The following is a 23,537-nucleotide window of genomic DNA, read 5'->3' on the forward strand; positions in this document are numbered from 1 at the left end:
TCATTGGTGATAATGATTAATTTCAGGTAACAATTGAGCATATAATTTAATGGAGGTTGACACAAAATGAATAAAGATTCCAAGCGTGCAATCCTATTCGGTGCGATTCATTCGTTCTTTTTTCTAGAATTGGTCGTTTTTTTCTTAAGCTGAGGGAAAGAGCCTTTCGCAGGAGGAGGGAAATAATTTGACAACTGATAGGGGTGAAGATAATAATCTCGGAATATTAATTAAAGCATTATTAAAGGGAAAAATGCTTTCCATGCGTAAGCTTAGTGCACTTACAGGTATTGATACTGCAACCATTTCACGAATAGTAAATAATAAACAGAAAGCCAAGCCCTCTCATTTACAACTCTTTGCACAACATTTAGATGTCCCACCAGCCAAATTAATTCAAGCCGCCGGTTTCAATTTAGAACAATACGAACATCCTGATCAATCAGATATGTATCAATCCGTCGAAGCAATTCAAGAAATACTTGTTTCTTCCAATTTCCTAGATCATGAATTTACGATGGAAAAAATACATCGAGAATTAGCTAAATATGAACATTTTTCGCTGACTAAAGAGGGAAAGCAGAAAATACTGGAAGAGTTTAAATCAAAAGTGGAAGAAGTTAGGGGAGCTGGACCGTTTATCAATGAATTAAATAAAATGTATAAGAGTTTTTGTGAAGAAAATCTTTCCACAGAAAAAAGAACTATCATCGGCAGTGTCCTTTTATATTTTATTTTATCAACCGATATTATCCCGGATTATGTTTTTCCGTTTGGGTATTTAGATGATTGCTTAGCGGTTCAAATCGGATTAGAGAGGCTTTCGAAGTTAGAGGAAAATAATGTATAACATATAATAAACTGCCCCTTAAGTTAGTGAAAGGGCAGTTTATTATTAAATAAGTTATATATGAAGTAGTAACTTAGCCATTGAAAAATATAGAATAAGGCCTGTTCCATCAACTAAAGTTGTAATGAATGGACCGGACACGACAGCCGGGTCGATTTTTAATTTGTGTAATATCATAGGCAGAACAGCTGCAACCATTGATGCCCAAATTACGATGAATAGTGCTGATATGGCTACGACGGAGCTGATATGGATACTAACCCCGAGGAAAAAAGCACGAATTATTGCGGCAGCTCCCATCGAAATCCCCAGAAAAATACCAGTTGATAATTCCTTGCGAAATACTTTGAACATATCTTGGAACTGTACCTCACCGACAGCTAAAGCACGAACTAATGTCGTTACGGTTTGTGAACCCGTATTTCCACCTGTTCCAATTAGCAAAGGTATAAAAAAGGATAATGAGATTTGCTTTGAGAGCGTGTCTTCATAATGTCTTAAAACAGTTCCTGTATATGCTTCCGCTACAAACAAGATTAATAACCAACCAATTCTTTTTCTATAGAAGTGCCAAACAGAGTTTTTAAAATACGGTTCATCTAAAGGCTGACTTCCTCCGAGCTTTTGAAAATCCTCTGTTGCCTCTTCATGAATAACATCAATCAAATCATCAACTGTAAGAATTCCAATCATTCGTTGATCTTGTGCGATGACCGGAATAGCGACAAGATCGTATTTGGTCAAAATCTCTGCAGCTTCTTGCTGATCCGCATTTACCATTACAGAAACAATATCCCCTTGAATCATTTCTTCTAACTTTGTTCCTGATTTCGCTAAAATCACTTCTTTTAATGATACAACTCCAACTAGTTCACCGCGGCTCCCTAGTACATATATATAAGAAACAATCTCTGCCTCTTGGCCAACTTTTCTAATATGCTGCAATGTTTGATCGACAGTCCAATTAATACGTGCAGCAATATAATCTACCGTTGCTAGTCTTCCGGCAGTATTTGGATCATAACTCATAAGTGTATTTATTTTTTCTCGATAATCATCAGGTAAAAACTCCATCAATTTCTTTGCTTGATGAGGATGAATAGATAAAAGCAAATTAACAATGGTATCACTAGACATTTCATTCAAAAGTGAAGAAGTAAAATTATCCTTTATCCGATGTAAAACTTTATACTGTAGCTCTGGTTCTAAATATTCAAGAATCTCCGCACCTAACTGAATCGGTACTAATGAAATAAATTGTAGCTGATCATCATTTTCAAGTTCAATAAGCAACTCTGCAATATCATAAGGTTGAAAATGAGATGCAAATTCAATAATTGATTCTTGATTATGTTCTTGTAAAATGTTTTTGAATTCTTGTACTGTGTTTTGATCCATGATCCTTCCTCCAATCTTATTTCTTAGAATGGTACAATGAGAAAGGAATATACAGTGTGTCGATAGATAGATGACTGTTATTTTCAACTTGCTTCATTGCACTTCTAAATTCATATATGTGTTTTATATTCGAGTCCTCGTCCATCGACATCACCTCCATTAAACAGAATTCACCTGACTTAATAGCACTGTATGCATAATAAGTACAGTCTTCTAGCTCATATGACTAATTTAAACAAAAAAATAACCTCTATTTCTATGACACGAAGAAATAAAGGATTGTCGGCAAAACAAAATACCATAGAAAGCTAAATCTTATAGATTGCTCTACTGGTATATCCCTCTATTTCCCTCGCTTGAGCTTTAGCACTGTATAGCATAGGTAGACAATACCAGCTACATTAAGAAAGACCTTATTCCGATCCTTCCTGTTGACCCATTGGCGTCTCTCGACATTTTTGGGCAGCAGCTTATCTCTATACAGGAGCCTCACCTAACAGAATACATAGAGTTATTATTAAACTACATTTAATATATTTACATTTCAACCAAATGTCAACGATTAATTATAAAGAATTCCTCATCTAAGTATATTTGATTAAAAAGTATTCAATATTTCATTATTAAAGCATGTTGAACATTTTCCGCATCTTTCTCTAATAAGTGCTGTAAATTATAAGATGGATAAAGACCATTCTTATTCAAGTATTCATATATTTTTGTATGCCAACTGATGACAATATTTAGATGCCGATGGAAAACCGAACGCAATTCAGGTGAAGCGGTTTCTGTTATGGCATCAGCATACATTTTTATAGAGATTTTAGCAGCTCCTAATAAATCCCCCGAAAAGAAGCTTTGTTCATTCTTACGTCGACTATATTCATTGGGTGTACTATCAACATACGGTAATAAATCCTTTAAATTTTTTTCCACCAATTTTATGGAATATAAGTATAAATTATGGAGCTCGTCATCAATTACTTTTCTAACGGACATTTTTAATTGAATTAAACAATTTGCCTGGAATGCTAATAATTCGTGGAGCTCCAATGATTCATGCCATGCTAACGGATGATTCATGCTGGTTTTCTCCCTTTTTAAAGGCTCTTTTCTTAAACTAAGTGCTTTTGTAGAAGGGAATCTTATGATGAGCTATTTTTGTGGCGAATAAGATTAAATCTTTAAGAAAGATGCCCCGAAATTAGTTTACTTTAAGATTTATAACGGATTACGAAAAACAAAAATGTATATAAAAACAGCCTTTTCTTTTTCTCTTTATCTTATGCCAAATTAAGATTTTGGTTATCCACTTAAGATTAGGTATATAGCCTTTTTAGTTATAAAGAAATAAACAATATCTTTTTTCGGAATATATAAGGAGTAGGTGCTTTAGTTTTTTTGACCATTTCTAATATTTTCCTATCAAGTACTATTTAATATATAACCATTTGTGTATTATTAGTTGAATTTGGGTACTGTAATCATAAAGAGAAAGGGGTTTTTATATGCTTTGGGCCATAATAATTATTTTAATTATTTTATGGGTTCTAGGATTAATCGGCCATATTGCCGGAGCACTTATCCATCTGCTGCTTATTTTTGCAGTAATATTAATTATTTTAAAAATAGTTCGAGGAAAACGTAGATAAAAGAAAAAGCCATAACGGCTTTTTCTTCTTTATAATAGTTCAATATCCAGTGCTTTCGCTATTTCTTTCCGATAGGAGTCCAACTGTTTAATTGCTTTAAAATTAGCTAGCATTCCTTGAAAAATGTACTTTTTAATTTCTGTTTTACTATTTTCTTCTATTAAATAATGGATAACATTTAGCAGCTCTTCTTTCATTTCTGAAGAAATCCCCATTGATTCTAGCTTTTCCTTCATAGCAATCAGGTTTTTATATACCTTTTGCTTAGTGTTAATAAATCTTTTTTTATAGTGGTTAAAATGGCTTTTAGTTATGAGTGGTTCTAAAGTGCTCTTCTGTAATCCTTCCACTAAATCATCAATGCGCTCCATTATAAAGAGGGAAATTTGGTCTGGCTCCAATGTTACTCCATCGAAAACAGTGATTTTCATATAAGTATTCCGGATTCCCATACAAAGTAGTACCAAATCATTGATATAGGGCTGAATCGATTCACCGTATGCTGCAACCAATAGTTCTTCTTCTTTTTTTAACATATTTAAACTGTGTTCTTTTAGAAGAGTGCGCAATTCTTCGTTTAGCGATTGATTCTGTTCACGAAAATACATCACGATAAAATCTCTATGCTTCAAAAAATACTTAAATTGCACTTGGATTCTCTTGTGAAGTTTTTCCTTTGCAGAAATGTTTAGTGCATCAATTTCATCATTTTTATCGCTCATTTTTTCATTATAGTATTTAAAGATATCTACGAGGAGTCCTTCTTTTGAGGAAAAATAATTATAAAAAGCCCCTTTTGATATTCCATAACTGCTCACAATATCTTGAACAGATGTAGATTGAAATCCTTTTTCCGCAAACAATTTTATCGCTGTTTCAATAAGTTCCTTTCTTTTTTGTTTCATCTTGGTCCCCTCTTTTATTCCTATTTATAACGGTAAAAATACAGATTCCCTAATTGCATCAATTGCGCTTACTTCATCCCGAATACCCTTCATTCTTTCATCAAGTAATTTTACACTATCGGCGGCATCCTTCAATTCATCTTTTAAATATTGCGGAATGTCTCGATTATACTTATAGAAGATTTTGTGCTCCAGACTAGCCCAAAAATCCATTGCTAATGTTCTTAGTTGAATTTCAGCAGGTACGTGTTCCACTCTATGAGTCAGCTGGACAGGAATTTGAACGATTAAATGGAGGCTTTGATATCCATTCGGTTTTGGATTGCGTATATAATCCTTTACTTCTGTCACCTTTAAATCTTTTCTTTTTAAAAATAAATTATAAATTTCATAGATATCAGAAACAAAGGAACATACAATTCTTACGCCAACAATATCAAATAGATTTTGTTTTGCACTTTCTAAAGTTGGATCAATATTCTTTCGTTTTAGTTTTTCAAGGATACTTGTAGGTGTTTTAATTCTTGTTTTTATATGCTCAATGGAGTTATTTTCTCCCATTAAAAAGGCTTCTTCGACCATTATATTTATTTTTGTTTTTATTTCATCTAATCCAAACTTGTATGGAAGTATAAATTCCTTCCAATGATTCTCATCGTACATATTAATTCTCCTTTTGTGCACATACTTATAGAAAAGCGCAAGTGTCACAGCTCTAGCGTACAGATTTCGATAGGCGCTGGTGAAATTTGAAGTGCCAATTTCACTTGTAGCTAGACAATGACTCAACTCGCGAATTAGTTTAAATGATAAAAAACTCTTACTTTCTTATCAAATAAATAAGGAAAGTATATTTAACACAACTTTCACTTGAAAATGTATGACCAGTCATTTATATTATAGTATGATATGACTAGTCGGTCAACTAATGAAGGAGCGATATACTTTGAATCGAATTATTAACTTTTGTATGAAAAATAAATTTGCAGTATGGTTGATTACCATTATCGTTGTCGTGGCCGGATTGTATTCTGGTATAAATATGAAACTCGAAACGATGCCAAATATCACTGCGCCTGTGGTTATGGTTTCAACTGTGTATCCAGGTGCAACACCGGAGGACATTGCGGAAAAAGTAACGAAACCAATTGAACAAAGAATCAAAAATCTTCCTGGTGTAGATGTTGTCAGCTCAACATCCTCCCAAAACGTTTCGTCCATCCAAATTCAATATAAATATTCGAAAGATATGGATAAAGCGGAATCGGAAGTAAAAGATGCTGTTGCATCCGTTTCTTTACCTGATAAAGTACAGACACCAAACGTATCACGATTTAATTTCAATGATTTTCCTATCCTTTCTTTAAGTATAACGAATAAGCAACAATCACTTGAAGAGCTAACAAAAACAGTCGAAGAGGATATTGTTCCCGCCTTAGAAGGAATCGATGGTGTTTCCCAAGTTCAAGTTGCTGGACAGTATCAAAAAGAAGTAGATATTACCTTTGATAAGAAGAAACTCGCCAAGTATGGTTTAACAGAAGATACGGTTAAGCAGCTTATTCAAGGTTCAGATGTTTCTATACCACTTGGATTAATCAATTTTAGTGATCAACAAAAATCTGTTGTAGTCGATGGAAATATTCATTCCATTAATGATTTAAAGAATCTTAAAATCCCATACACACCGCAACCAGGGGTTGGTGGGCAAACATCAATGAGTGGTAACATGTCAACGGGACAATCTCAGATGAGTGGGCAAGGTCAATTGCCATCAGGAGCTGGAGCAGGACAAGCTTCCACTCAAGCCGGCAATGGAAATGGAAACAAACTAGGTGCTGCTTTGGGGATTCCAACTGTAAAATTAGCAGATATTGCCGATGTGAAGCTTGCCGGGAAGCATGAATCCATTTCAAAGACAAATGGTGTTGATTCTATCGGAGTTCAAATCTCGAAATCATCCGATGCGAACACGGTAGATGTTGCAAATGACGTGACAAAGAAAATAGATGAACTAACAAAAGATCATGTCGGCTTAAAAACGGTTAAAATGTTTGATCAAGCAACACCAATCAAAGATTCTGTCAACACGATGCTTAACAAGGCGATTATTGGTGCTATTTTTGCAGTAATTATTATATTGTTATTCTTAAGGGACTACAGATCAACCATTATCTCTGTAATTTCCATTCCATTATCACTTTTAATAGCGATTCTTATCTTAAAACAAATGGATATCTCATTAAATATGATGACACTAGGTGCGATGACCATCGCGATTGGACGTGTTGTCGATGATTCTATTGTCGTAATTGAAAATATTTATCGTAGAATGTCTTTACCTACTGAAAAACTAAGAGGAAAAGATCTAATTAGAGAAGCAACAAAAGAAATGTTTAGACCAATAATGTCCTCTACTATCGTGACAATCGCTGTATTTTTACCACTTGGACTTGTGTCAGGTATGGTTGGGCAGCTGTTTTTACCATTTGCATTAACCGTTGTTTTTGCGTTATTGGCTTCCCTACTAGTAGCCATTACAATAGTGCCAATGTTTGCAAACTCACTTTTTAAAGCGGGACTTAAAAGTAAGCATAAGCCGGAAAATGAACATGGAAAAATTGCCACTTTCTATAAAAAGGTTTTAAATTGGTCTTTAAATCACAAAGTGATTACTTTTGGATTGGCTATTCTAATCTTTATAGGAAGCTTACTCTTAATTCCTGCTATTGGCGTAAGTTTTATACCATCTGATCAACAAAAAATGGTGATGGCAACTTATAAACCAGATCCTGGTCAAACGATAACTGATGTCGAAAATGTAGCGACAAAAGCAGAAAAATATTTTGAAAGTCGCACCGGAGTTAAAAATATTCAATATTCGGTTGGTAGCGGCAATCCGATGAATCCTAACGAGACCAATTCTGCATTATTCTATGTGGAATATAATAAAGATGCGAAGAATTTCGATAAAGAACCTGAAAAAGTCATTAAAGATTTACAAGCTATGACAAATAAAGGTGTTTGGAAATCGCAGGACTTTGGCTCTACCGGAAGCAGCAATACTTTGCAAATGCTTGTGTATGGAGATAATCTTGAGCAAATTAAACCTGTCGTTCAGCAAATTGAAAGCATTATGGAGCAAAATCATTCATTAAAAAATGTCGACACTAGTTTATCTAAGACTTTCCAACAATATACACTTGTTGCGGATCAAAGTAAGTTAAGTAAATATGGATTATCAGCAGGGCAAATCGGAATGCAACTAAATCGTGTTGGGGAAAATCCTGTCTTAACTACAATACAAAAAGACGGCAAAGATTTAAATGTTTATGTAACAGTTGATCAAAAATCTTACAAAAATGTAGATGATCTTACAAATACAAAAATCAAATCCGCATTAGGTACTAATGTTGCCTTGAAGGATGTTATGAAAGTACAAACTGGCGATTCTCCAGATTCCGTTTCTATGCGTAATGGAAGAATTTATGCTAGTGTGAGCGGTGAGATTAAGGCAAAAGACGTTTCAAAGGTATCTGCAGCTGTTAAGAAAAAAGTTGATAAAATCCAATTGCCAAGTAATGTGGAAGTTTCCATGGGTGGTGTAACGGAAGACATTAATCAATCCTTTTCACAACTTGGTATCGCAATGCTAGCAGCGATTGCGATTGTATATTTAGTTCTTGTCATCACATTCGGGGGTGCCCTTGCACCATTAGCTATTCTTTTCTCCCTACCGTTTACAATTATCGGTGGATTATTAGCACTACTAATTACCAGAGAAACATTGAGTATCTCCTCGATGATTGGAGCATTGATGTTAATCGGAATTGTGGTGACAAATGCAATTGTATTAATTGACCGCGTAATTCATAAGCAAAATGATGGATTATCGACTCGTGAGGCATTGCTAGAGGCAGGAGCAACTCGAATTCGTCCAATACTCATGACGGCACTTGCGACAATTGGAGCATTATTGCCTCTTGCATTTGGGTTTGAAGGAAGCGGATTGATTTCTAAAGACCTAGGCGTTACGGTTATTGGTGGACTAACAAGTTCGACTATATTAACGCTCATAATTGTTCCAGTAGTATATGAGTTTTTGATGAAGTTTAAGAAGAAAAAGGTTGTAGAGGAATAAGAAAAAGCGCTAGACAGAATAAAGTAGAGGTCAGTTCAAATGAACTGACCTCTTTTATATATTCATTTCAAATCTTTTTTCCATGTAATCTTGTATGAAGGAAACCAATGTACAGATTCCCCAGTAGATGAGGGCAACTAAAATGTACATGGTCATGTAATCCAATTCTCTTCCACCAACAATTTTTGCTTTTTGGAACAATTCCGGCACCGTAATCATTGCTGCAAGTGAAGTGCCTTTGATTAAATCAAGAAACACGTTGGATAGTGGTGCGATAGCGATCCGTGTTGCTTGTGGAAGAATAATTCTTCTCATCGTTTGCCAGTAAGAAAAACCAAGAGATGCCGCGGCCTCCCATTGCCCTCTATTCACAGAAGAAATCGAAGAACGACAAATTTCCGCCATAAACGCTGCGCTGTTTAATGTAAAGCCGATAATGGCTGCTGTCACAGCACTAAATTCTATTCCAATAATCGGGAAACCAAAATAAAGAATAAACAATACTACTAAAATAGGAACTCCGCGCATAAAGGAAATATAGATTCTCGATAACCATCTTAACAAACGATATTTTGAGGTTCTTGCCAAAGCCAAGAAAAAGCCGATGATAAGTCCTAGCGCCATACTGACGACAGAAAGAAGCATCGTATAGCCAATTCCTTGCAGTACATATGGGAAGGACTTAATGGCAAGTTTTATATTAAAAAGGTATTCCCACTGTATAATGCCCATTTGTCCTTCCCCCATTACTTATTCTGAAAACTTGATGTTTTGCTTTTTCGACACATCTTCGCCTGCAAAAAATTGTTTTGATAACTTACTTACAGTGCCATCTGCTTTCATTTCTTGCAATGCACCATTAATCTTGTTCTTTAATTCTTGGTTATCCTTTTTCATAATCATTCCGCCGCTGCTCGGTGAAAAACGAATATGTGGTTCGATCATGATATTTAATTTTGAATAATAAGCAATAGCAAGTTTTTGCAAGTAATAGTCATTTAAAATGACATCGGTTCTACCTATAGATACATCCCCTAAATATTGATCGTTTGTAGCATTATCATAGATTTTCTCTTTTGCTCCATACTTGCGTGCAATTGCCATATAGGTAGTTGTTGCTTCTCCAGCTGCAATTTTTCCTTTTAAGTCCTTCAAAGAATGAATACCAGAGCTGTCGCTTTTACGAACGATTGCAGAACCAAAGGAATATTTGTATGGAGTGGAAAAGGCAAATTTCTTTTCACGCTCCTTAGTAATTCCAATATCATTTGCAGCAATATCTACTTTTCCACTATTAACAGAAGTGAGCATACCATCGAAGCCCATTTCTACAAATTTTACTTTCAAGCCAAGTCGCTTTGCCACTTCACGAACTACTTCTACATCATATCCCGTTAATTGATCGGATTTGGAATCATGGTAAGAAGCAGGGTAAAGTGTGCCTGATGTAGCAACTGTTAACTCACCTTTTTCTTTAATTTTATCCCAAGCCGATTGCTTTTTATCTTCAGCCTTATTATTTCCACATGCTGCTGTTAGTAACATTACTACTGCAATAAACAGCACCACAGGCAGCTTTTTGAAAGTATGTAGTTTATTCATGCTAGATCCCCCATTTAATATTTTTCAGTTAAAAACATAGCATTGAACTTGGATTTATGCAATGGAAATATTAGTAGACGGAATTTTGGATAAATAATCATCATAAGCGTCTTTTGCGCAGAAACAGTATTCGGAGTTAGTCTACCTACACTTCTTTCGTTGTTAGTCGGCACATTTAAGGGGTTTCCAAGCAGATTATTTCAAAAGGAAAAGGCCAATTCACCGCAATGGAACTGGCCTTACATTCTATTTAATATGATAAACAATATTGCTGGCTAAATAGAGAACAGCGACAATTTCCCACTTCTTCCTATCAAACACTGCCTTTATAGCTTCACTCTTTGTAAACGCAATGAATTTAAAACAACAGATACAGAACTAAAAGCCATCGCTGCTCCGGCCAGCCATGGAGCCAAAAATCCAAATGCAGCAATAGGAATCCCAATTGCATTATATGCAAAAGCCCAGAATAGGTTTTGCTTGATATTTCGGATCGTTTTTCTGCTCATGATAATGGCCTCTGCTATCGATTTTAAATCCCCACGCATTAGTGTAATATCTGCCGCTTCCATTGCCACGTCTGTTCCATTTCCAATAGCCATCCCTATATCAGCAACCGCAAGTGCGGGTGCATCATTTATTCCATCGCCAACCATGGCTACATGCTTTCCTTGTTGTTGTAACTTTTTGACCTCGGTAGCTTTTCCATCAGGAAGGACTTCAGCGATTACAGTGTTGATTCCAACTTCGTGTGCAATGGTCTTAGCTGTCCTTTCATTATCTCCAGTAATCATGATGATCTCTAGACCAAGCTCTTTTAATTGTTTAATAGCTTGTCTAGAAGACTCTTTTACAGTGTCCGCTACTGCCACGATGCCGGAATAAAGCCCATTAATTGCCACCATCATCGCAGTCTTTCCGTTTTCCTCCAGAAAAGTCATTTTTCCATTTGCTTCACCAATATCAATACCATGACGAGCCATTAGTTTACGTGTACCAATTAAAACACTATTTTGATTGATTTTCGCTTGAACTCCGTAGCCAGGGATTGCTTCAAATTCATCTACCGGCAAAAAGGAAATGTTGCGATCCTCTATGCCTTCCACAATGGCCACTGCAAGCGGATGTTCCGAATTTTTTTCAGCAGAGCCTACAAGCTGTAATAAAAAGTCCTCCTCAACCTCTTTCTCCGCTATAACATCTGTTACAACAGGCTTTCCGTTTGTTACTGTTCCTGTTTTATCTAGTAATACAGTAGTTATTTTATGTGTTTGTTCTAGATGCTCTCCGCCTTTAAATAAAATTCCTAGTTCCGCCGCCCTTCCTGAACCTGCCATAATCGAGGTTGGGGTTGCTAAGCCTAGGGCACACGGACAAGCAATGACTAGAACAGCTATTAATTTTTCTAATGCAGTAGCAAATTCACCCGGGCTGACAAATACAAACCATATAGCAAATGTAATAATGGCTAAACCCACAACAATCGGAACAAAAATACCGGAAATGCTATCTGCTAGTCGTTGGATAGGTGCTTTTAATCCTTGAGCTTCTTCCACAACTTTGATAATTTGCGCTAAAGCTGTTTCCCTACCGACCTTAGTCGCTTTCATTTTTAAGAATCCATTTTTATTAATGGTTGCTCCGAATATGAGATCACCAATTGTTTTGTCGACTGGTACGCTTTCACCTGTAAGCATGGACTCATCTATTGCGGACCTGCCTTCTATTATCTCACCATCTACTGGAATCTTTGCGCCAGGTTTTATAAGAATGATTTCTCCCGGGATAACCTCCTCAAGCGGAATTTCCAGCTCTTTATTATCCCGTATAACAGTTGCCGTTTTAGCTTGAAGCCCCATCAGTTTTTTTATCGCTTCTGAAGAACGTCCTTTTGCACGTGCTTCGAATAGCTTTCCTAAAATAATTAAGGTAATGAGCACTGCACTTGTTTCAAAATAAAGTTCTGGCATATGACTATTAGACCAAATAGTCCTAGTCATGGAATACACACTGTAAAAATATGCTGCGGAAGTTCCTAAAGCAACTAAAACATCCATATTAGCACTTTTGTTGCGAAGAGCTTTATAGGCGCCAATATAGAATTGCTTGCCGATCACAAATTGGATAGGTGTGGAGAGTGCAAACTGAACCCACGGATTCATCAACATATCCGGCACATAAATAAATGATGTAAACGAAAAATGACTTATCATTGCCCATAATAATGGAAGCGATAATATCAAAGAAAAAACAAATTTTCCTTTTTGCTTTTCGATTTCTTTTTCCCGATAATCCATTGCTTTCGTATTGGTATCTGCTTTTTTGAAGGCTTGATACCCAAGCTTCTCTACTTTTTCTATCATATCTTCCGGTTTTACTTGCTCTGCTAGATAATCGACACTTGCTGTTTCTAATGCCAAATTAACGGAAGCATTTGTTACACCTGGAAGTTTGTTTAGTCCCTTTTCAATTCTTGCAGAACATGCCGCACAAGTCATTCCAACAATATTAAACTCAACTTTTTCCGATACAACTCCATATCCAAGAGCTCCGATTTTCATTTCAACCTTTTCGATATTGGTTTTATTACTATTAAATTTTATAGTTGCCTTTTCAAGGGCAAGATTAACTGATGCAGTTTCAATACCTTCTAATTTATTTAATCCTTTTTCAATTCTTGTTGCACATGCTGCACAAGTCATACCCCTTATAGGTAATTGAATTTCCTTTACTGCTGATGAAGCCATTTCATTCACCTTCTCATTTTTACTATACCCAGGTACCCTATATAATTAGTTAAAAAAAATAAGTAAACATCACTTATTTTATGGTTTGCTGACTAATACTTTTTCTACATCATAACCTTGTTCATCTATTGTTTCTTTAATTGTATCTAATGAAATAGACTCTTCAAGATATACAACTGTCACAAGTCCGCTTGCAAGATCCACCTTTACGTCGGTAATTCCAACAAGTTTCCCAACACTATTTTCAATAGCCTTAACACAATGGCCACAAGACATCCCTTGAACCTGCAATGTCACATTTTCCATATTATCCACTCCAATTATTTTTTCATTAATTTTTGGATTGTCACTAATACTTCATCTAAAACGTCCATGTCCCCTTCTTGAATTCTTTCGACGACACAATTTTTCATATGTCCTTCCAGAAGGATTTTTGCCACACTATTGATGGCGGATTGAGTTGCAGATATTTGCGTTATAACATCATCACAATACGTATCTTTTTCAATTAAACCCTTTATACCGCGAATTTGTCCTTCAATGCGGTTTAAACGTGTGATTAAATTTTTCTTCACTGCCTCAGAGTGATGACTTCTTCTCTCTTCATTGGGAGAGCAATGTATTTCCATCTCTAGATTTTCCATATTATCCACCCCTTATTCATAATTTACTATACCCCCCTACCCTATGTAAATGATTAAAATAAAATTATTTTTGAATTGGGCTTGTCCAATTTTCAAAAGCGATAAACCTATTAAAAGGTTTATTTTTTCATGAGCTTTTGCACAGTCGTTATTACTTCATCTAATACCTCAAGATCACCCTGTTGGATACGATCCACTACACAGCTTTTCATATGACCTTCTAATAATATTTTTGCAACACCATTTAAAGCAGCCTGTGTGGCAGAGATTTGAGTTATGACATCATCACAGTAAGTATCCCTTTCAATTAAACCTTTAATACCCCTTACTTGTCCCTCAATACGATTTAAACGGGTCATTAAATTCTTTTTGATTTTTTCAGAATGATGTGAGGACCTTAGATCATCTGATTGTACATTAACTTCCATCTCTTCATTGCCCATGAAATTATACCCCCATCTCGTATTGCTATTCATGCCAAGGTTGTATCTCTTTTAGTTTATGCAGGGGGGATAAAATGTTTTGTACTTTATGAACGAAAATAGACTACCTACAAAAAAATAGAGAATGAATTTACATCTTCATTCTCCAGCCGATTCTGTTAATACCATTTTATAATAATCATCTGGTACCGAATTTAGCAGTCTAGTCGGTGTTCCAATGCTCGTAATGATTAGCCGATGCATGGCACGCGTGCAAATCGTGTAGAACAGTTTTCTTTCTGACTCTTTTCTATATACTTCGTCCGATGCATTTAATACGATAACACTATCGAATTCCAAGCCTTTTGCAAGATAGGAAGGGATAACGATCACCCCTTCGTTAAATTCTCTTGTTTCTATTCCTAGAAGCGTAACATCCATTCTCATGCGCAAATATTTAAATGCTTCTTCACACTGTTCCAAGGATTTACCGATAATAGCTACGGTGTTGCTTATCTTTGTGAGACGGTTTGCCTCCTCATAAATTTTTTCCAACATTTCATTTTTGTTGTTTGCCGTTGCTACAGTTGGCAATTCACCTTCACGTTCAAATAATTCCACCACTTCACCATCAGCTAAAATAGACTTAGTGAAACGAGTAATCGGTAATGTGGAGCGATAGCTTTTCTTTAAATACACGATTTCACTTTTTTGATCTTGAAAAATGTGCTCAGCTATTTCAATTTGCGATGTATTTTCAGTTCCATGAATTGATTGATTGATATCACCAAGCATCGTAAATTTGCTGTATGGAAAGAGAAAACGCAAATATGCTAACTGAATAGGTGTATAGTCTTGAATTTCATCAATAAATACATACTTCATAGAGGTTTGCGATTTTTTCCCTTCCATTAGGTCGGACAAATACATATAAGGGACAACCTCTTCCATTTGGATTTCTCTTCTTCGTAGCTGCTCAACTGTCTGTGATCGAATCGTTTCCCACTCTGCTTCAGATATATCGTGTTTAGCCAAATTGAGCAATTGTGGAATCTGCCCTAAAAAATCAACATATTGCGCTTTTCGGTTAAAAAATCGGAATTGCTTCACGCTTCTCTTCAGTTTTTTAAAATAACGACCAACAATTTGTTTAGCTAGATAGGACTTTTCTTGCTCAAAGGAATCAAAAACATCTTCATTTTTACCCGATTTCACGCTTTTAAAAGCATCTAAGAAATCTTCCCTGTCTAAAAGCTCCATCTGCTCCTCGACCCATTCCTCCTGTTCCTCTTCCCTTGCTTTCTCATCTAACATTTTCAGTAGTTGTTTTGCAACTAGCGGAAAACGATTTGGATATGAATAGGATTTGTCATAGGAATAAAATAGATCAGAGATTTCCTGCTTAGAAATTAAAATCTTGCCACGGAAAACGATATCTCGAAAAAACAAACCATTCACCAGCAGCTGTTCAACATATTGCTGAATTGCTTGATAAAACCCGATACTCCCCTTTACAGTAATCGCCTTTTCCTTCAAACCATCTTGGTCCTCCGATTCTTGCAAGCGATTCTCAAATTGCTCAAATAGACTTTCTACTTCAAGATCCTTTCCGATTCTATGTTGTGCATAATCATAAAAGGTCGTTTGCACCATATTGTTCTCCCCTAGCTCTGGGAGAACCTTCGAAATATAACTATTAAATAATGGATTCGGTGAGAATAAAATAATTTGTTCAGCACTTAGCGACTCCCTGAAATGATACAAAAGAAAGGCGATTCTTTGTAAAGCAACAGATGTTTTACCACTTCCAGCCGCTCCTTGCACAAAGAGAAGATGATTTTTAATATCTCGGATAATTTTATTCTGCTCCTTTTGAATTGTCGCAACAATGCTTTTCATATTCGTATTTGCTTTTGCCCCTAATATTTCCTGGAGCATTTTATCCCCAATCGTAACACCTGTATCAAACATTGATTGAATGATTCCATCACGAATAAGGAATTGTCTTTTTAGCTCCATTTCTCCAAAGCGTTTTCCTTCTGGAGTTTTATAGGATACAGATCCAGGGATCCCGTCATAATAAATACTCGAAATAGGAGCACGCCAATCGTAAACAAGATATTCATCCTTTTCATCTAAAAATGAAGCGATGCCGATATATATTTGCTCTAAAGGTTCATCCTCTTCACGAAAATCCACTCTTGCAAAATAAGGAGAAGAGGCAAGCTTCTGTAATGTTTTCACATTTTCTTCCACATGTCCATAGCTTCTTTCCCGCTCAGAAAGTAGTTCCATTTGCTGTTTGATGCTCGTCATTGTTTCTACGACATCATCAGGTTCATCCAAATTAACGGTAACATCTTCCCAGAAATTTTTGCGAATTTCATCTGCTTGCTGCTTTACATGTTCAGCACGTGATACTAGGGTATTTATGTGATTCTCCACTTTTTTGATTGTGTAATCTACTCGTTCCTGTTCCTTGGCCCATTGTTTGCTTTGACTCTCCATGTGAACACCTCCGAGGAAAAATAGTTGACATCATACTTCTTTTGTGGTAATGTTATTGTAGGGTATTTATAATTATTAATCATAATGATGTCGACCATCTTTTATCATATCATCTATTTATGATGTTTGCCATCTTTATTTGTACAGAGACTTTAACGAAAAGTCTTTTTTTGTGCGTAAAAAACAACATAGTTGGTCGAACTAACTTGAGCAAACCTTTATATGGGACGAATAACAACCAAAGAAGAGCAAGTCAAGCCTAAAACATTTTCGCTTGACTGTGAGCATCTACTCATCCTAGATATTTTATTTCTACTATTATGACCCGGTGTTATATATTTTAAGAAATTTTTAAGTAATTTAACTCATAATCATATTAAATTTATTTTTAAGGAGAAATGATTATGAGAAAAATGGGAAAAATTCATTATTGGGTTGGTGTTCTTGCAGCATTATTATTATTTATCCAGTCTTCTTTTGGCATTTATAACTATTTCCAGGAACAAAGCATGCAAAGAAATTTTCAGGCAAACTTTTCACAAGGTGGAAACTTCCCACCTCAACAAGGTGGCAATTCAAACTCTTCAGATGGCAGTGGCTTTGCAGGACAAAATGGAAATTCCTCTAACTGGGGGCAAGATCGCCCAAATAGAGGTCAAATGAATTTTAATCGTCCAGGTATGGGAGACAACAATTCATTTAATTCGACACTGAGAAAACTGCAAAACAATATTATCATTCTAATTATTATGTTGGTTATATCAGGTGCAGGATTAGTCTTATCCATTATGATTGGTACGAATCGCAAGAATAAAGAAGCATTATAATGTAAAAAGGAGATACAAGCTCCTCATTTTATAAGTGTAAACAATCAAATAATATAGCAAAACACACTGGAATTCGCAGTGTGTTTTTATCATTGTTTCAAGACTTAAATAGTTTTCCCTATTTATTTACATCCAAAATTAAGTTGTTCTTCTAAAAAATGAAATACTTTTTGTTGTATATGCAAATTTGAAGTGATTTCTTTATATATGGGTAGTCAATATCGTTTAATGATTACCCTAATTGTTCTTGTTCCTCTTTTTCGGACACCAATAACCTCATTTGGTTACCAAATTTCTCTTGTTCCATCATTTCGGTCACCTATAGCATCGATAGGTGACTGAAAATGTTCTATAAAACTGAATTCAGTCATCAAACCATATGTGATTTATTTAGAGAATCCGAACGATTTAGTGGTTTACCGTGTTTTTTCCTTATTGCACCATAACAGTGGTCCCATTTTAAGCTTATTCTTGATCTCTTATAATTTTGAGTTATGAGCGGTCGCTCATGGAAGTTTGATTACTTTTTCTTCTTCGGAAACATTATCTCAAATCGTGTTCCTTCCCCTAATTTGCTCTCCACTTTCATTTTTCCGCCATGCTTATCGATAATCCATTTAGCGATGGATAAGCCGAGTCCTAGACTTTCTGATTTGGTTCTTGATTTATCAACTTGATAGAAACGATCAAAAATACGCGTTATATTTTCTTCCTTTATCCCAATTCCATTATCCTTAATCGTCAACCCGATTTGGTTCTTTTCTTCAAAACATGATAATTCAATGATACCGTTATCCCCCGTATACTTCATGGCATTATCGAGTAAAATCACAATTAATTGATGAATCCGATCGCGATCACCGTAAAAGGTAATCGGCGGTGCGGAGGTTAAGGTAATCGTCTTTCCTTGAAAGGAAGCTACTTCGGAAAAATGTTCAACCATATCTCTTAATAATTCATCTAAGTAAAACTGTGTTCGCTCTATCTCTATTTCATTTGAATCGGATCTTGCTAACGTTAATAGATTTGAAACTAACTTTGCTAACCGTCTACATTCTTTTAAAATAATCGAGATATCTGGCAGCTTATCCTGAATCATTGTTTCTGGTGATTGCAGCAATAAATCAGCGCGAGTTTGGATGACGGTTAATGGCGTTCTTAATTCGTGAGAGGCATCCGATACAAACTGCTGCTGTTTATCCCAAGCGTTTTTGATCGGCCGCAACGCCCTTCCTGCCAAAAATAACCCTGCAACAAGTGCTAGAATGATTCCAATTGCTCCCCCTATCAAAATCATCATGAGGAGCCGGTGTAACGTATTTTTTTCAATATCAACATTACGGATAAATTCTATTTTAACCGATTGATTATTCATAACCGCTTGAACCGTAATGGTACGAAAATAATAGCCTTTTACTTCAATTGTTCGTATGGAATTAAAGGTTTTCGGGATAAAATCTTTTTGATATTTCTCTTGGATCTCATTCTTATTCAATAATTCATTTTTGTTACTCCAAATTAAAATAGTAATATTATTATGCGGATCAATTCCTAGAATCTTTGGAATTTCTCCTGTTATCCCTACTCTTCTCACCATATCGTTTAATGATTTATCTGCATCATTGTAAATATAAAAGCGGACATAGGAATAAATCATACTGCCAAGAATACTAATAATCAAAATAAAAACAATTGAATTTAAAACAGTTAAATTTATGCGTGTTTTTTTAAACATTTTCACACCTTCGACTCTTTTAAGGTATACCCTACCCCACGAACATTTTGAATATCCTTATGATATCCATACGCTTCTAGCTTTTTCCGTAAGTGATGAATATAAACCTCAACAATTGCAATTGTTGTATCTGATTCAAAGCCCCAAATCCGATCATAAATTTGCTCTCTAGTTAATATTTTTCCGTGATTTTGAATCAAATATTCTAATAATTCATACTGCTTAATGGTTAGTTTAATTGGCGTTCCGTCGACTTTAATTTCATATTCTTTCCCAAAAAGCTCAATCCCGCGATAACGAATCGTATGTTCAATCGTTAAGCTACCGCTTCTTCTTAGTAATGCCCTTATTCGGGCAATGAGCTCAGGTGCTTGAAACGGCTTGACGAGGTAATCGTCTCCGCCAAGTTCAAGTCCTGTTACACGATCCTCTAGTGCATCCTTTGCTGTTACAAATAGAACTGGAGTCATTACCCGCTCAGTACGAAGCTTTCTTAGAATCTCGAACCCATCCATTCCAGGAAGCATTACATCAAGAATAATTGCGTCATAAATATTTTGAAAGGCAAGAAATAGTCCTTCCTCTCCATCTGTGGCAGATTCCACTTCAAATTCATCAGCTAAAATTTCCTTCATGGATTCTAATAAATCTATATTATCTTCAACGATTAATAGTTTCATGATGATATCGACCTCCATTTTTTTATTTATTTTATCAGATAAGGCTCTTTTCATAAAATTTTCCGTTAAAAAGCGAGCTAAATACATTTTTAACTATATAGAGTAAATTACTTATCTATGGTAATATGCTCAATACCTAAAATGGGTTAGAATTTTTAACATTAACGAAAAGCAACAATATTATTAAAAACCTCCATATTTAAAAACGATTGCGTAAAATACGCAACCGTTTCTTTTTACTCAAATGCTGTTTTCGAAAAGATTGTTGCTTTCGTATAAGTATATAATCTTTGAAATGGATAGGATTCGCGTCTTTTCTACATTCCGTTTTTCATTAGTTAGCAGAAAATTACTGTAAAAATCCTACTGCCGATTTTTACTCATATATAAATAGCAACAAAGTTTAAGAAAAGAGCCTACTCAAATCTTAATGCATGGATTGGATGTAATTTGGATGCTTTGTTTGCTGGGAATACACCAAAAACGACACCCACTAATAATGAAAAGATAAAGGCAATCGCCGTTACCGGTATAGAAAAGGCGACAGACGAACTTGTAATAGAACCATAGATATTGGTTGCAATAAAGCCAAGAACAATCCCTACAATGCCTCCCATCGCACTGAGAACAATGGATTCTATTAAAAATTGTGTTAAAATATCTTTCCGTTTTGCACCAATCGCTTTACGAATGCCAATTTCTTTCGTACGTTCTGTTACGGATACAAACATGATATTCATAATTCCAATTCCGCCGACTAATAGCGAGATACTTGCAATGCCTCCAAGCATCATCGTCATCGTTTTCGAAACGGAGCTCATCGTATCCATTAAATCTTGCTGACTTACTACACTGTAACTATCCTGGCTATGAAAAATAGATAATAAGGAACGTTCCAGCATCATTTGTACCATAGTTAATTGATTTTCATTTTGTGCTTGCACATATACAGTTTGAACATTTAGGGAAGCCAGCACTCGTTCGGCTGTACTTAACGGAGTGATAATTACGCTATCACCACTTTCCCCTATGGAACTACCTTTCGATGCTAACACCCCGACAATTTTAAAAGAAGTTCCATTTATTTGAACGTATTTGCCAACTGGATTATCTGCACCAAAAAGAGTTTGTGCCGTGTCTGATCCTAATACTGCCACTTTCATCCGAAACTCGTTATCAATATCGGCTAAAAAACGACCATTTGAAACAGGCGTATTCCGAATCGTTTTATAGGACGATGTTGTTCCAATCATACTTACCTGTGTGGACGTTCTGCCATTCTTAGCAGTAATTCTCCCTTGAACGGTTGGCGCAACATCTTTTACACCGCTGATTTTCTTTAAGCCTTCCGCATCTGCCTCTTTAAAACTATTTGAACTCGAATCTAAAACATTCACGGTTAATAAATTTGTCCCTAGACCATTAATTTGATCCGTAACTGATTTCGTTGAGGATTGCCCAATCGAAACAAGTACAATGACGGAAGATACTCCGATGATAATTCCAAGCATCGTTAAAAAAGCTCTTAATTTACTGCTCTTAATATTGCGTAATGCCATTTTAATGGACGGTAGAAGCTTCAAGAATAGGTCCTCCTTTCTCGAATAATTTCCCATCTTTAATTTGAACAACTCTTCTCGCTTGTTCTGCTACTTCTAAATCATGGGTAATAATGATGATAGTATGACCTTGTTTATTTAACTCTTTCATTACGTCCATAATTTCCTTACTCGTTTTGCTATCCAAAGCCCCTGTTGGCTCATCAGCAAGTAATATAGGTGGGTTGCAAACAAGGGCACGGGCTATTGCTACCCGTTGCTGTTGACCTCCTGAAAGCTGAGTAGGAAGGTGAGTGGCGCGATCTAATAACCCAACCTTTTTGAGACAATCTTGTGCAATTTCTTTGCGCTCTTGTGTCGATGTACCTTTATAAAGAAGTGGCAATTCCACATTCTCTAATGCGGTTAATTTTGATAATAGATTAAAGTTTTGGAAGATAAAACCGATCTTATTATTTCGTATAGTAGCAAGTTGATTATCGGTCATTTTTCCAACATTCTCACCTTCCAGTAAATATTCCCCTGATTCAGGCTTATCAAGGCAGCCAATCATATTCATTAATGTTGACTTTCCAGAACCGGACGGACCAATGATTGCTAAGAATTCTCCTGATTCTATTTGAAGGGAAATCCGATGTAGAGCTGTTACGGTTTCTCCTCCAATCTTGTATGATTTCACCATTTCATTAATGGAAATAAGAGGTGTTGTCATGTTTATTTGCCTCCTCCGCTTCTCATACCTCCACCGTTATTGCCCCAATTACCGCGTTCTTGCATTTGAAAACCGCCGCCATTCATGCCGCCCATTCCTCCCATTCCTCCCATGCCGCCGAACCCACGCATGTTACCGGAACTATTAGATGAGCTATTAACAATCGCAGGAAGCTGAACTTGGTCTCCCTCTTGCAAACCGCTTGAAATTTCTACATAACTATCATTATTAATGCCAGTCTTCACTTCTTGGCTTGTGGTCTGCCCGTCTGAGCCCTTCACCATTACAAATTTTTGATTTCCATTAGTATGGACTGCTTCAACAGGTACGTATAAAATATTATCCTTGCTTGCGGTTAAAATTTTTGCTTCTGTTGTCATCCCTACTTTAAGATTTTTAGGGCTTGTCAGATGGACGGTAACATTGAAAGACGATACACCATTCGATACGTCTCCTTCTTCAGCAATATCAGTAACCTTCCCTGCAAATGTTGTATCTGGAAAAGCATTCGCCGTTATTTCTGCAGTTTGACCTTTTTTAATTTTAGAAATATCTAATTCGTCAATACTAACGGTTGTTTGAAGATCCTTATAGTTTGTAATGTGAGCAACAACTGTTCCGCTATTCAGCCTGTCCCCACTATCTACTGTTAATGAAGTAACTGTTCCTTTAATTGGTGCTGTAATCGGGTCACTGCCATCCGTAAATGTCACTAGCTCTTGGCCTTTTGAGACCGTTTCATTTTCAGAAACTAAAACTTCGTCTACCTCTGCATTGGAGCTTGCCTTCACATCCTTAGAGCTTGCAGACTCAACTGAGCCAGATCCACTTATTTGAACCTGTAATTTTCCTTTTTGAACGGTTGCTACTGGATTGGTCACTGCCATCACCTGATTTGGATTTTGCTTTTTGCTGAAATAAAACCACGAACCTCCTCCTACGATAAGAACTAGAATGATAATGGTAATGATCCACTTTTTCAATGTCTTTACTCCTCTCTTATTAGAAAATAAGATTATTTGTTTTGTGAAAGTTTTTTCTCTATTCGAGATAAGCTTATTATGGAGAGGATTTCTTAATTTTTACTTAATGAAATTATATAGCATGAAAGCTTTTTTCTTGCGATTGTCAATAGCGCTAAAGTTATTCTAGAGG

At 35.9% G+C, this 23,537-nt stretch carries 20 protein-coding genes and 1 riboswitch; of the genes, 4 read left to right on the top strand and 16 right to left on the bottom strand.

The genetic code is table 11. The features are described 5' to 3' along the window. Positions 1-187: 187 nt before the first annotated feature. A complete protein-coding gene (locus AC3WJF_RS01650; protein ID WP_492449357.1) occupies positions 188-850 on the top strand; it encodes a helix-turn-helix domain-containing protein in 663 nt (220 codons plus the stop codon). 54 nt (positions 851-904) lie between these two features. Here the strand turns inward: AC3WJF_RS01650 and mgtE are convergent, their stop codons facing one another. Both mgtE and AC3WJF_RS01660 read right to left on the bottom strand, forming a co-directional pair. Further along, on the bottom strand, positions 905-2,248 hold the full coding sequence (gene mgtE / locus AC3WJF_RS01655) for a magnesium transporter (protein WP_492449358.1): 1,344 nt from the start codon (positions 2,246-2,248) through the stop codon (positions 905-907). Positions 2,249-2,588: 340 nt separating this feature from the next. After that, positions 2,589-2,756: riboswitch (M-box (ykoK) riboswitch) on the bottom strand. Between the two features lie 101 nt (positions 2,757-2,857). After that, the gene (locus tag AC3WJF_RS01660) at positions 2,858-3,331 is read right to left on the bottom strand and encodes a spore coat protein (RefSeq protein ID WP_492449359.1); all 474 of its coding nucleotides are present in this window, start codon (positions 3,329-3,331) and stop codon (positions 2,858-2,860) included. A 425-nt stretch (positions 3,332-3,756) separates the two neighbouring features. Between AC3WJF_RS01660 and AC3WJF_RS01665 the strand changes: the two genes are divergently transcribed. Next, positions 3,757-3,900 carry a lmo0937 family membrane protein gene (locus AC3WJF_RS01665; protein ID WP_492449360.1) on the top strand — a complete coding sequence of 48 codons (144 nt, stop codon included), beginning with the start codon at positions 3,757-3,759 and terminating at the stop codon, positions 3,898-3,900. A gap of 29 nt (positions 3,901-3,929) precedes the next feature. Here the strand turns inward: AC3WJF_RS01665 and AC3WJF_RS01670 are convergent, their stop codons facing one another. Next, the gene (locus tag AC3WJF_RS01670) at positions 3,930-4,805 is read right to left on the bottom strand and encodes a TetR/AcrR family transcriptional regulator (RefSeq protein ID WP_492449361.1); all 876 of its coding nucleotides are present in this window, start codon (positions 4,803-4,805) and stop codon (positions 3,930-3,932) included. 24 nt (positions 4,806-4,829) lie between these two features. Continuing rightward, complete coding sequence (locus AC3WJF_RS01675; protein ID WP_492449362.1) at positions 4,830-5,468, bottom strand: GTP pyrophosphokinase; 639 nt, start codon at positions 5,466-5,468, stop codon at positions 4,830-4,832. A gap of 283 nt (positions 5,469-5,751) precedes the next feature. Here AC3WJF_RS01675 and AC3WJF_RS01680 point away from each other — a divergent pair, with 283 nt between their 5' ends. Next, on the top strand, positions 5,752-8,946 hold the full coding sequence (locus tag AC3WJF_RS01680; RefSeq protein WP_492449363.1) for an efflux RND transporter permease subunit: 3,195 nt from the start codon (positions 5,752-5,754) through the stop codon (positions 8,944-8,946). A 54-nt stretch (positions 8,947-9,000) separates the two neighbouring features. Here AC3WJF_RS01680 and AC3WJF_RS01685 read toward each other — a convergent pair whose 3' ends face one another. From AC3WJF_RS01685 to helD, 7 genes are all read right to left on the bottom strand, one after another. Further along, positions 9,001-9,678, bottom strand: coding sequence for an amino acid ABC transporter permease (locus AC3WJF_RS01685; RefSeq protein ID WP_492449364.1), 678 nt, complete (start codon positions 9,676-9,678; stop codon positions 9,001-9,003). A gap of 18 nt (positions 9,679-9,696) precedes the next feature. Further along, complete coding sequence (locus tag AC3WJF_RS01690; protein WP_492449365.1) at positions 9,697-10,548, bottom strand: transporter substrate-binding domain-containing protein; 852 nt, start codon at positions 10,546-10,548, stop codon at positions 9,697-9,699. A 326-nt stretch (positions 10,549-10,874) separates the two neighbouring features. Then, entirely contained in the window at positions 10,875-13,295 is a 2,421-nt protein-coding gene (locus AC3WJF_RS01695; protein ID WP_492449366.1) for a heavy metal translocating P-type ATPase, read from the bottom strand. A 78-nt stretch (positions 13,296-13,373) separates the two neighbouring features. Beyond that, complete coding sequence (copZ, locus tag AC3WJF_RS01700; protein ID WP_492449367.1) at positions 13,374-13,601, bottom strand: copper chaperone CopZ; 228 nt, start codon at positions 13,599-13,601, stop codon at positions 13,374-13,376. 14 nt (positions 13,602-13,615) lie between these two features. Further along, the gene (locus AC3WJF_RS01705) at positions 13,616-13,939 is read right to left on the bottom strand and encodes a metal-sensitive transcriptional regulator (protein WP_492449368.1); all 324 of its coding nucleotides are present in this window, start codon (positions 13,937-13,939) and stop codon (positions 13,616-13,618) included. A 119-nt stretch (positions 13,940-14,058) separates the two neighbouring features. Beyond that, on the bottom strand, positions 14,059-14,382 hold the full coding sequence (locus AC3WJF_RS01710) for a metal-sensitive transcriptional regulator (RefSeq protein WP_492449369.1): 324 nt from the start codon (positions 14,380-14,382) through the stop codon (positions 14,059-14,061). A gap of 138 nt (positions 14,383-14,520) precedes the next feature. Next, positions 14,521-16,869, bottom strand: coding sequence for an RNA polymerase recycling motor HelD (gene helD, locus AC3WJF_RS01715; protein WP_492449370.1), 2,349 nt, complete (start codon positions 16,867-16,869; stop codon positions 14,521-14,523). 404 nt (positions 16,870-17,273) lie between these two features. On the opposite strand from helD, the gene AC3WJF_RS01720 reads away from it, so the two are divergent. Then, positions 17,274-17,696: a hypothetical protein gene (locus AC3WJF_RS01720; RefSeq protein ID WP_492449371.1), complete on the top strand. Its 423-nt coding sequence runs from the start codon at positions 17,274-17,276 to the stop codon at positions 17,694-17,696. Positions 17,697-18,216: 520 nt separating this feature from the next. On the opposite strand, the gene AC3WJF_RS01725 is transcribed toward AC3WJF_RS01720, so the two are convergent. The 5 genes from AC3WJF_RS01725 to AC3WJF_RS01745 all read right to left on the bottom strand — a co-directional run bounded on the left by AC3WJF_RS01725 (position 18,217) and on the right by AC3WJF_RS01745 (position 23,365). Then, complete coding sequence (locus AC3WJF_RS01725; protein WP_492449372.1) at positions 18,217-19,431, bottom strand: sensor histidine kinase; 1,215 nt, start codon at positions 19,429-19,431, stop codon at positions 18,217-18,219. A gap of 2 nt (positions 19,432-19,433) precedes the next feature. Continuing rightward, complete coding sequence (locus tag AC3WJF_RS01730; RefSeq protein WP_492449373.1) at positions 19,434-20,111, bottom strand: response regulator transcription factor; 678 nt, start codon at positions 20,109-20,111, stop codon at positions 19,434-19,436. A 416-nt stretch (positions 20,112-20,527) separates the two neighbouring features. Further along, positions 20,528-21,694, bottom strand: coding sequence for an ABC transporter permease (locus AC3WJF_RS01735; RefSeq protein ID WP_492449374.1), 1,167 nt, complete (start codon positions 21,692-21,694; stop codon positions 20,528-20,530). Continuing rightward, positions 21,672-22,382, bottom strand: a complete 711-nt coding sequence (locus AC3WJF_RS01740) for an ABC transporter ATP-binding protein (RefSeq protein WP_492449375.1) — start codon at positions 22,380-22,382, stop codon at positions 21,672-21,674. Before AC3WJF_RS01740 ends, AC3WJF_RS01735 begins: the two co-directional genes overlap by 23 nt. Positions 22,383-22,384: 2 nt before the next feature. Then, positions 22,385-23,365: an efflux RND transporter periplasmic adaptor subunit gene (locus tag AC3WJF_RS01745; RefSeq protein ID WP_492449376.1), complete on the bottom strand. Its 981-nt coding sequence runs from the start codon at positions 23,363-23,365 to the stop codon at positions 22,385-22,387. Positions 23,366-23,537: the final 172 nt, after the last annotated feature.

This window comes from Heyndrickxia sp. FW510-T9 (assembly GCF_058781025.1).

Excerpts from the sequence above, each read along its gene's own strand:
- mgtE (WP_492449358.1), bottom strand. The coding sequence starts at position 2,248 with ATGGATCAAAACACAGTACAAGAATTCAAAAACATTTTACAAGAACAT.
- AC3WJF_RS01730 (WP_492449373.1), bottom strand. The coding sequence starts at position 20,111 with ATGAAACTATTAATCGTTGAAGATAATATAGATTTATTAGAATCCATG.
- AC3WJF_RS01720 (WP_492449371.1), top strand. The coding sequence starts at position 17,274 with ATGAGAAAAATGGGAAAAATTCATTATTGGGTTGGTGTTCTTGCAGCA.
- AC3WJF_RS01740 (WP_492449375.1), bottom strand. The coding sequence starts at position 22,382 with ATGACAACACCTCTTATTTCCATTAATGAAATGGTGAAATCATACAAG.
- helD (WP_492449370.1), bottom strand. The coding sequence starts at position 16,869 with ATGGAGAGTCAAAGCAAACAATGGGCCAAGGAACAGGAACGAGTAGAT.
- copZ (WP_492449367.1), bottom strand. The coding sequence starts at position 13,601 with ATGGAAAATGTGACATTGCAGGTTCAAGGGATGTCTTGTGGCCATTGT.
- AC3WJF_RS01670 (WP_492449361.1), bottom strand. The coding sequence starts at position 4,805 with ATGAAACAAAAAAGAAAGGAACTTATTGAAACAGCGATAAAATTGTTT.
- AC3WJF_RS01665 (WP_492449360.1), top strand. The coding sequence starts at position 3,757 with ATGCTTTGGGCCATAATAATTATTTTAATTATTTTATGGGTTCTAGGA.
- AC3WJF_RS01690 (WP_492449365.1), bottom strand. The coding sequence starts at position 10,548 with ATGAATAAACTACATACTTTCAAAAAGCTGCCTGTGGTGCTGTTTATT.
- AC3WJF_RS01685 (WP_492449364.1), bottom strand. The coding sequence starts at position 9,678 with ATGGGCATTATACAGTGGGAATACCTTTTTAATATAAAACTTGCCATT.
- AC3WJF_RS01695 (WP_492449366.1), bottom strand. The coding sequence starts at position 13,295 with ATGGCTTCATCAGCAGTAAAGGAAATTCAATTACCTATAAGGGGTATG.
- AC3WJF_RS01705 (WP_492449368.1), bottom strand. The coding sequence starts at position 13,939 with ATGGAAAATCTAGAGATGGAAATACATTGCTCTCCCAATGAAGAGAGA.
- AC3WJF_RS01675 (WP_492449362.1), bottom strand. The coding sequence starts at position 5,468 with ATGTACGATGAGAATCATTGGAAGGAATTTATACTTCCATACAAGTTT.
- AC3WJF_RS01725 (WP_492449372.1), bottom strand. The coding sequence starts at position 19,431 with ATGTTTAAAAAAACACGCATAAATTTAACTGTTTTAAATTCAATTGTT.
- AC3WJF_RS01710 (WP_492449369.1), bottom strand. The coding sequence starts at position 14,382 with ATGGGCAATGAAGAGATGGAAGTTAATGTACAATCAGATGATCTAAGG.
- AC3WJF_RS01660 (WP_492449359.1), bottom strand. The coding sequence starts at position 3,331 with ATGAATCATCCGTTAGCATGGCATGAATCATTGGAGCTCCACGAATTA.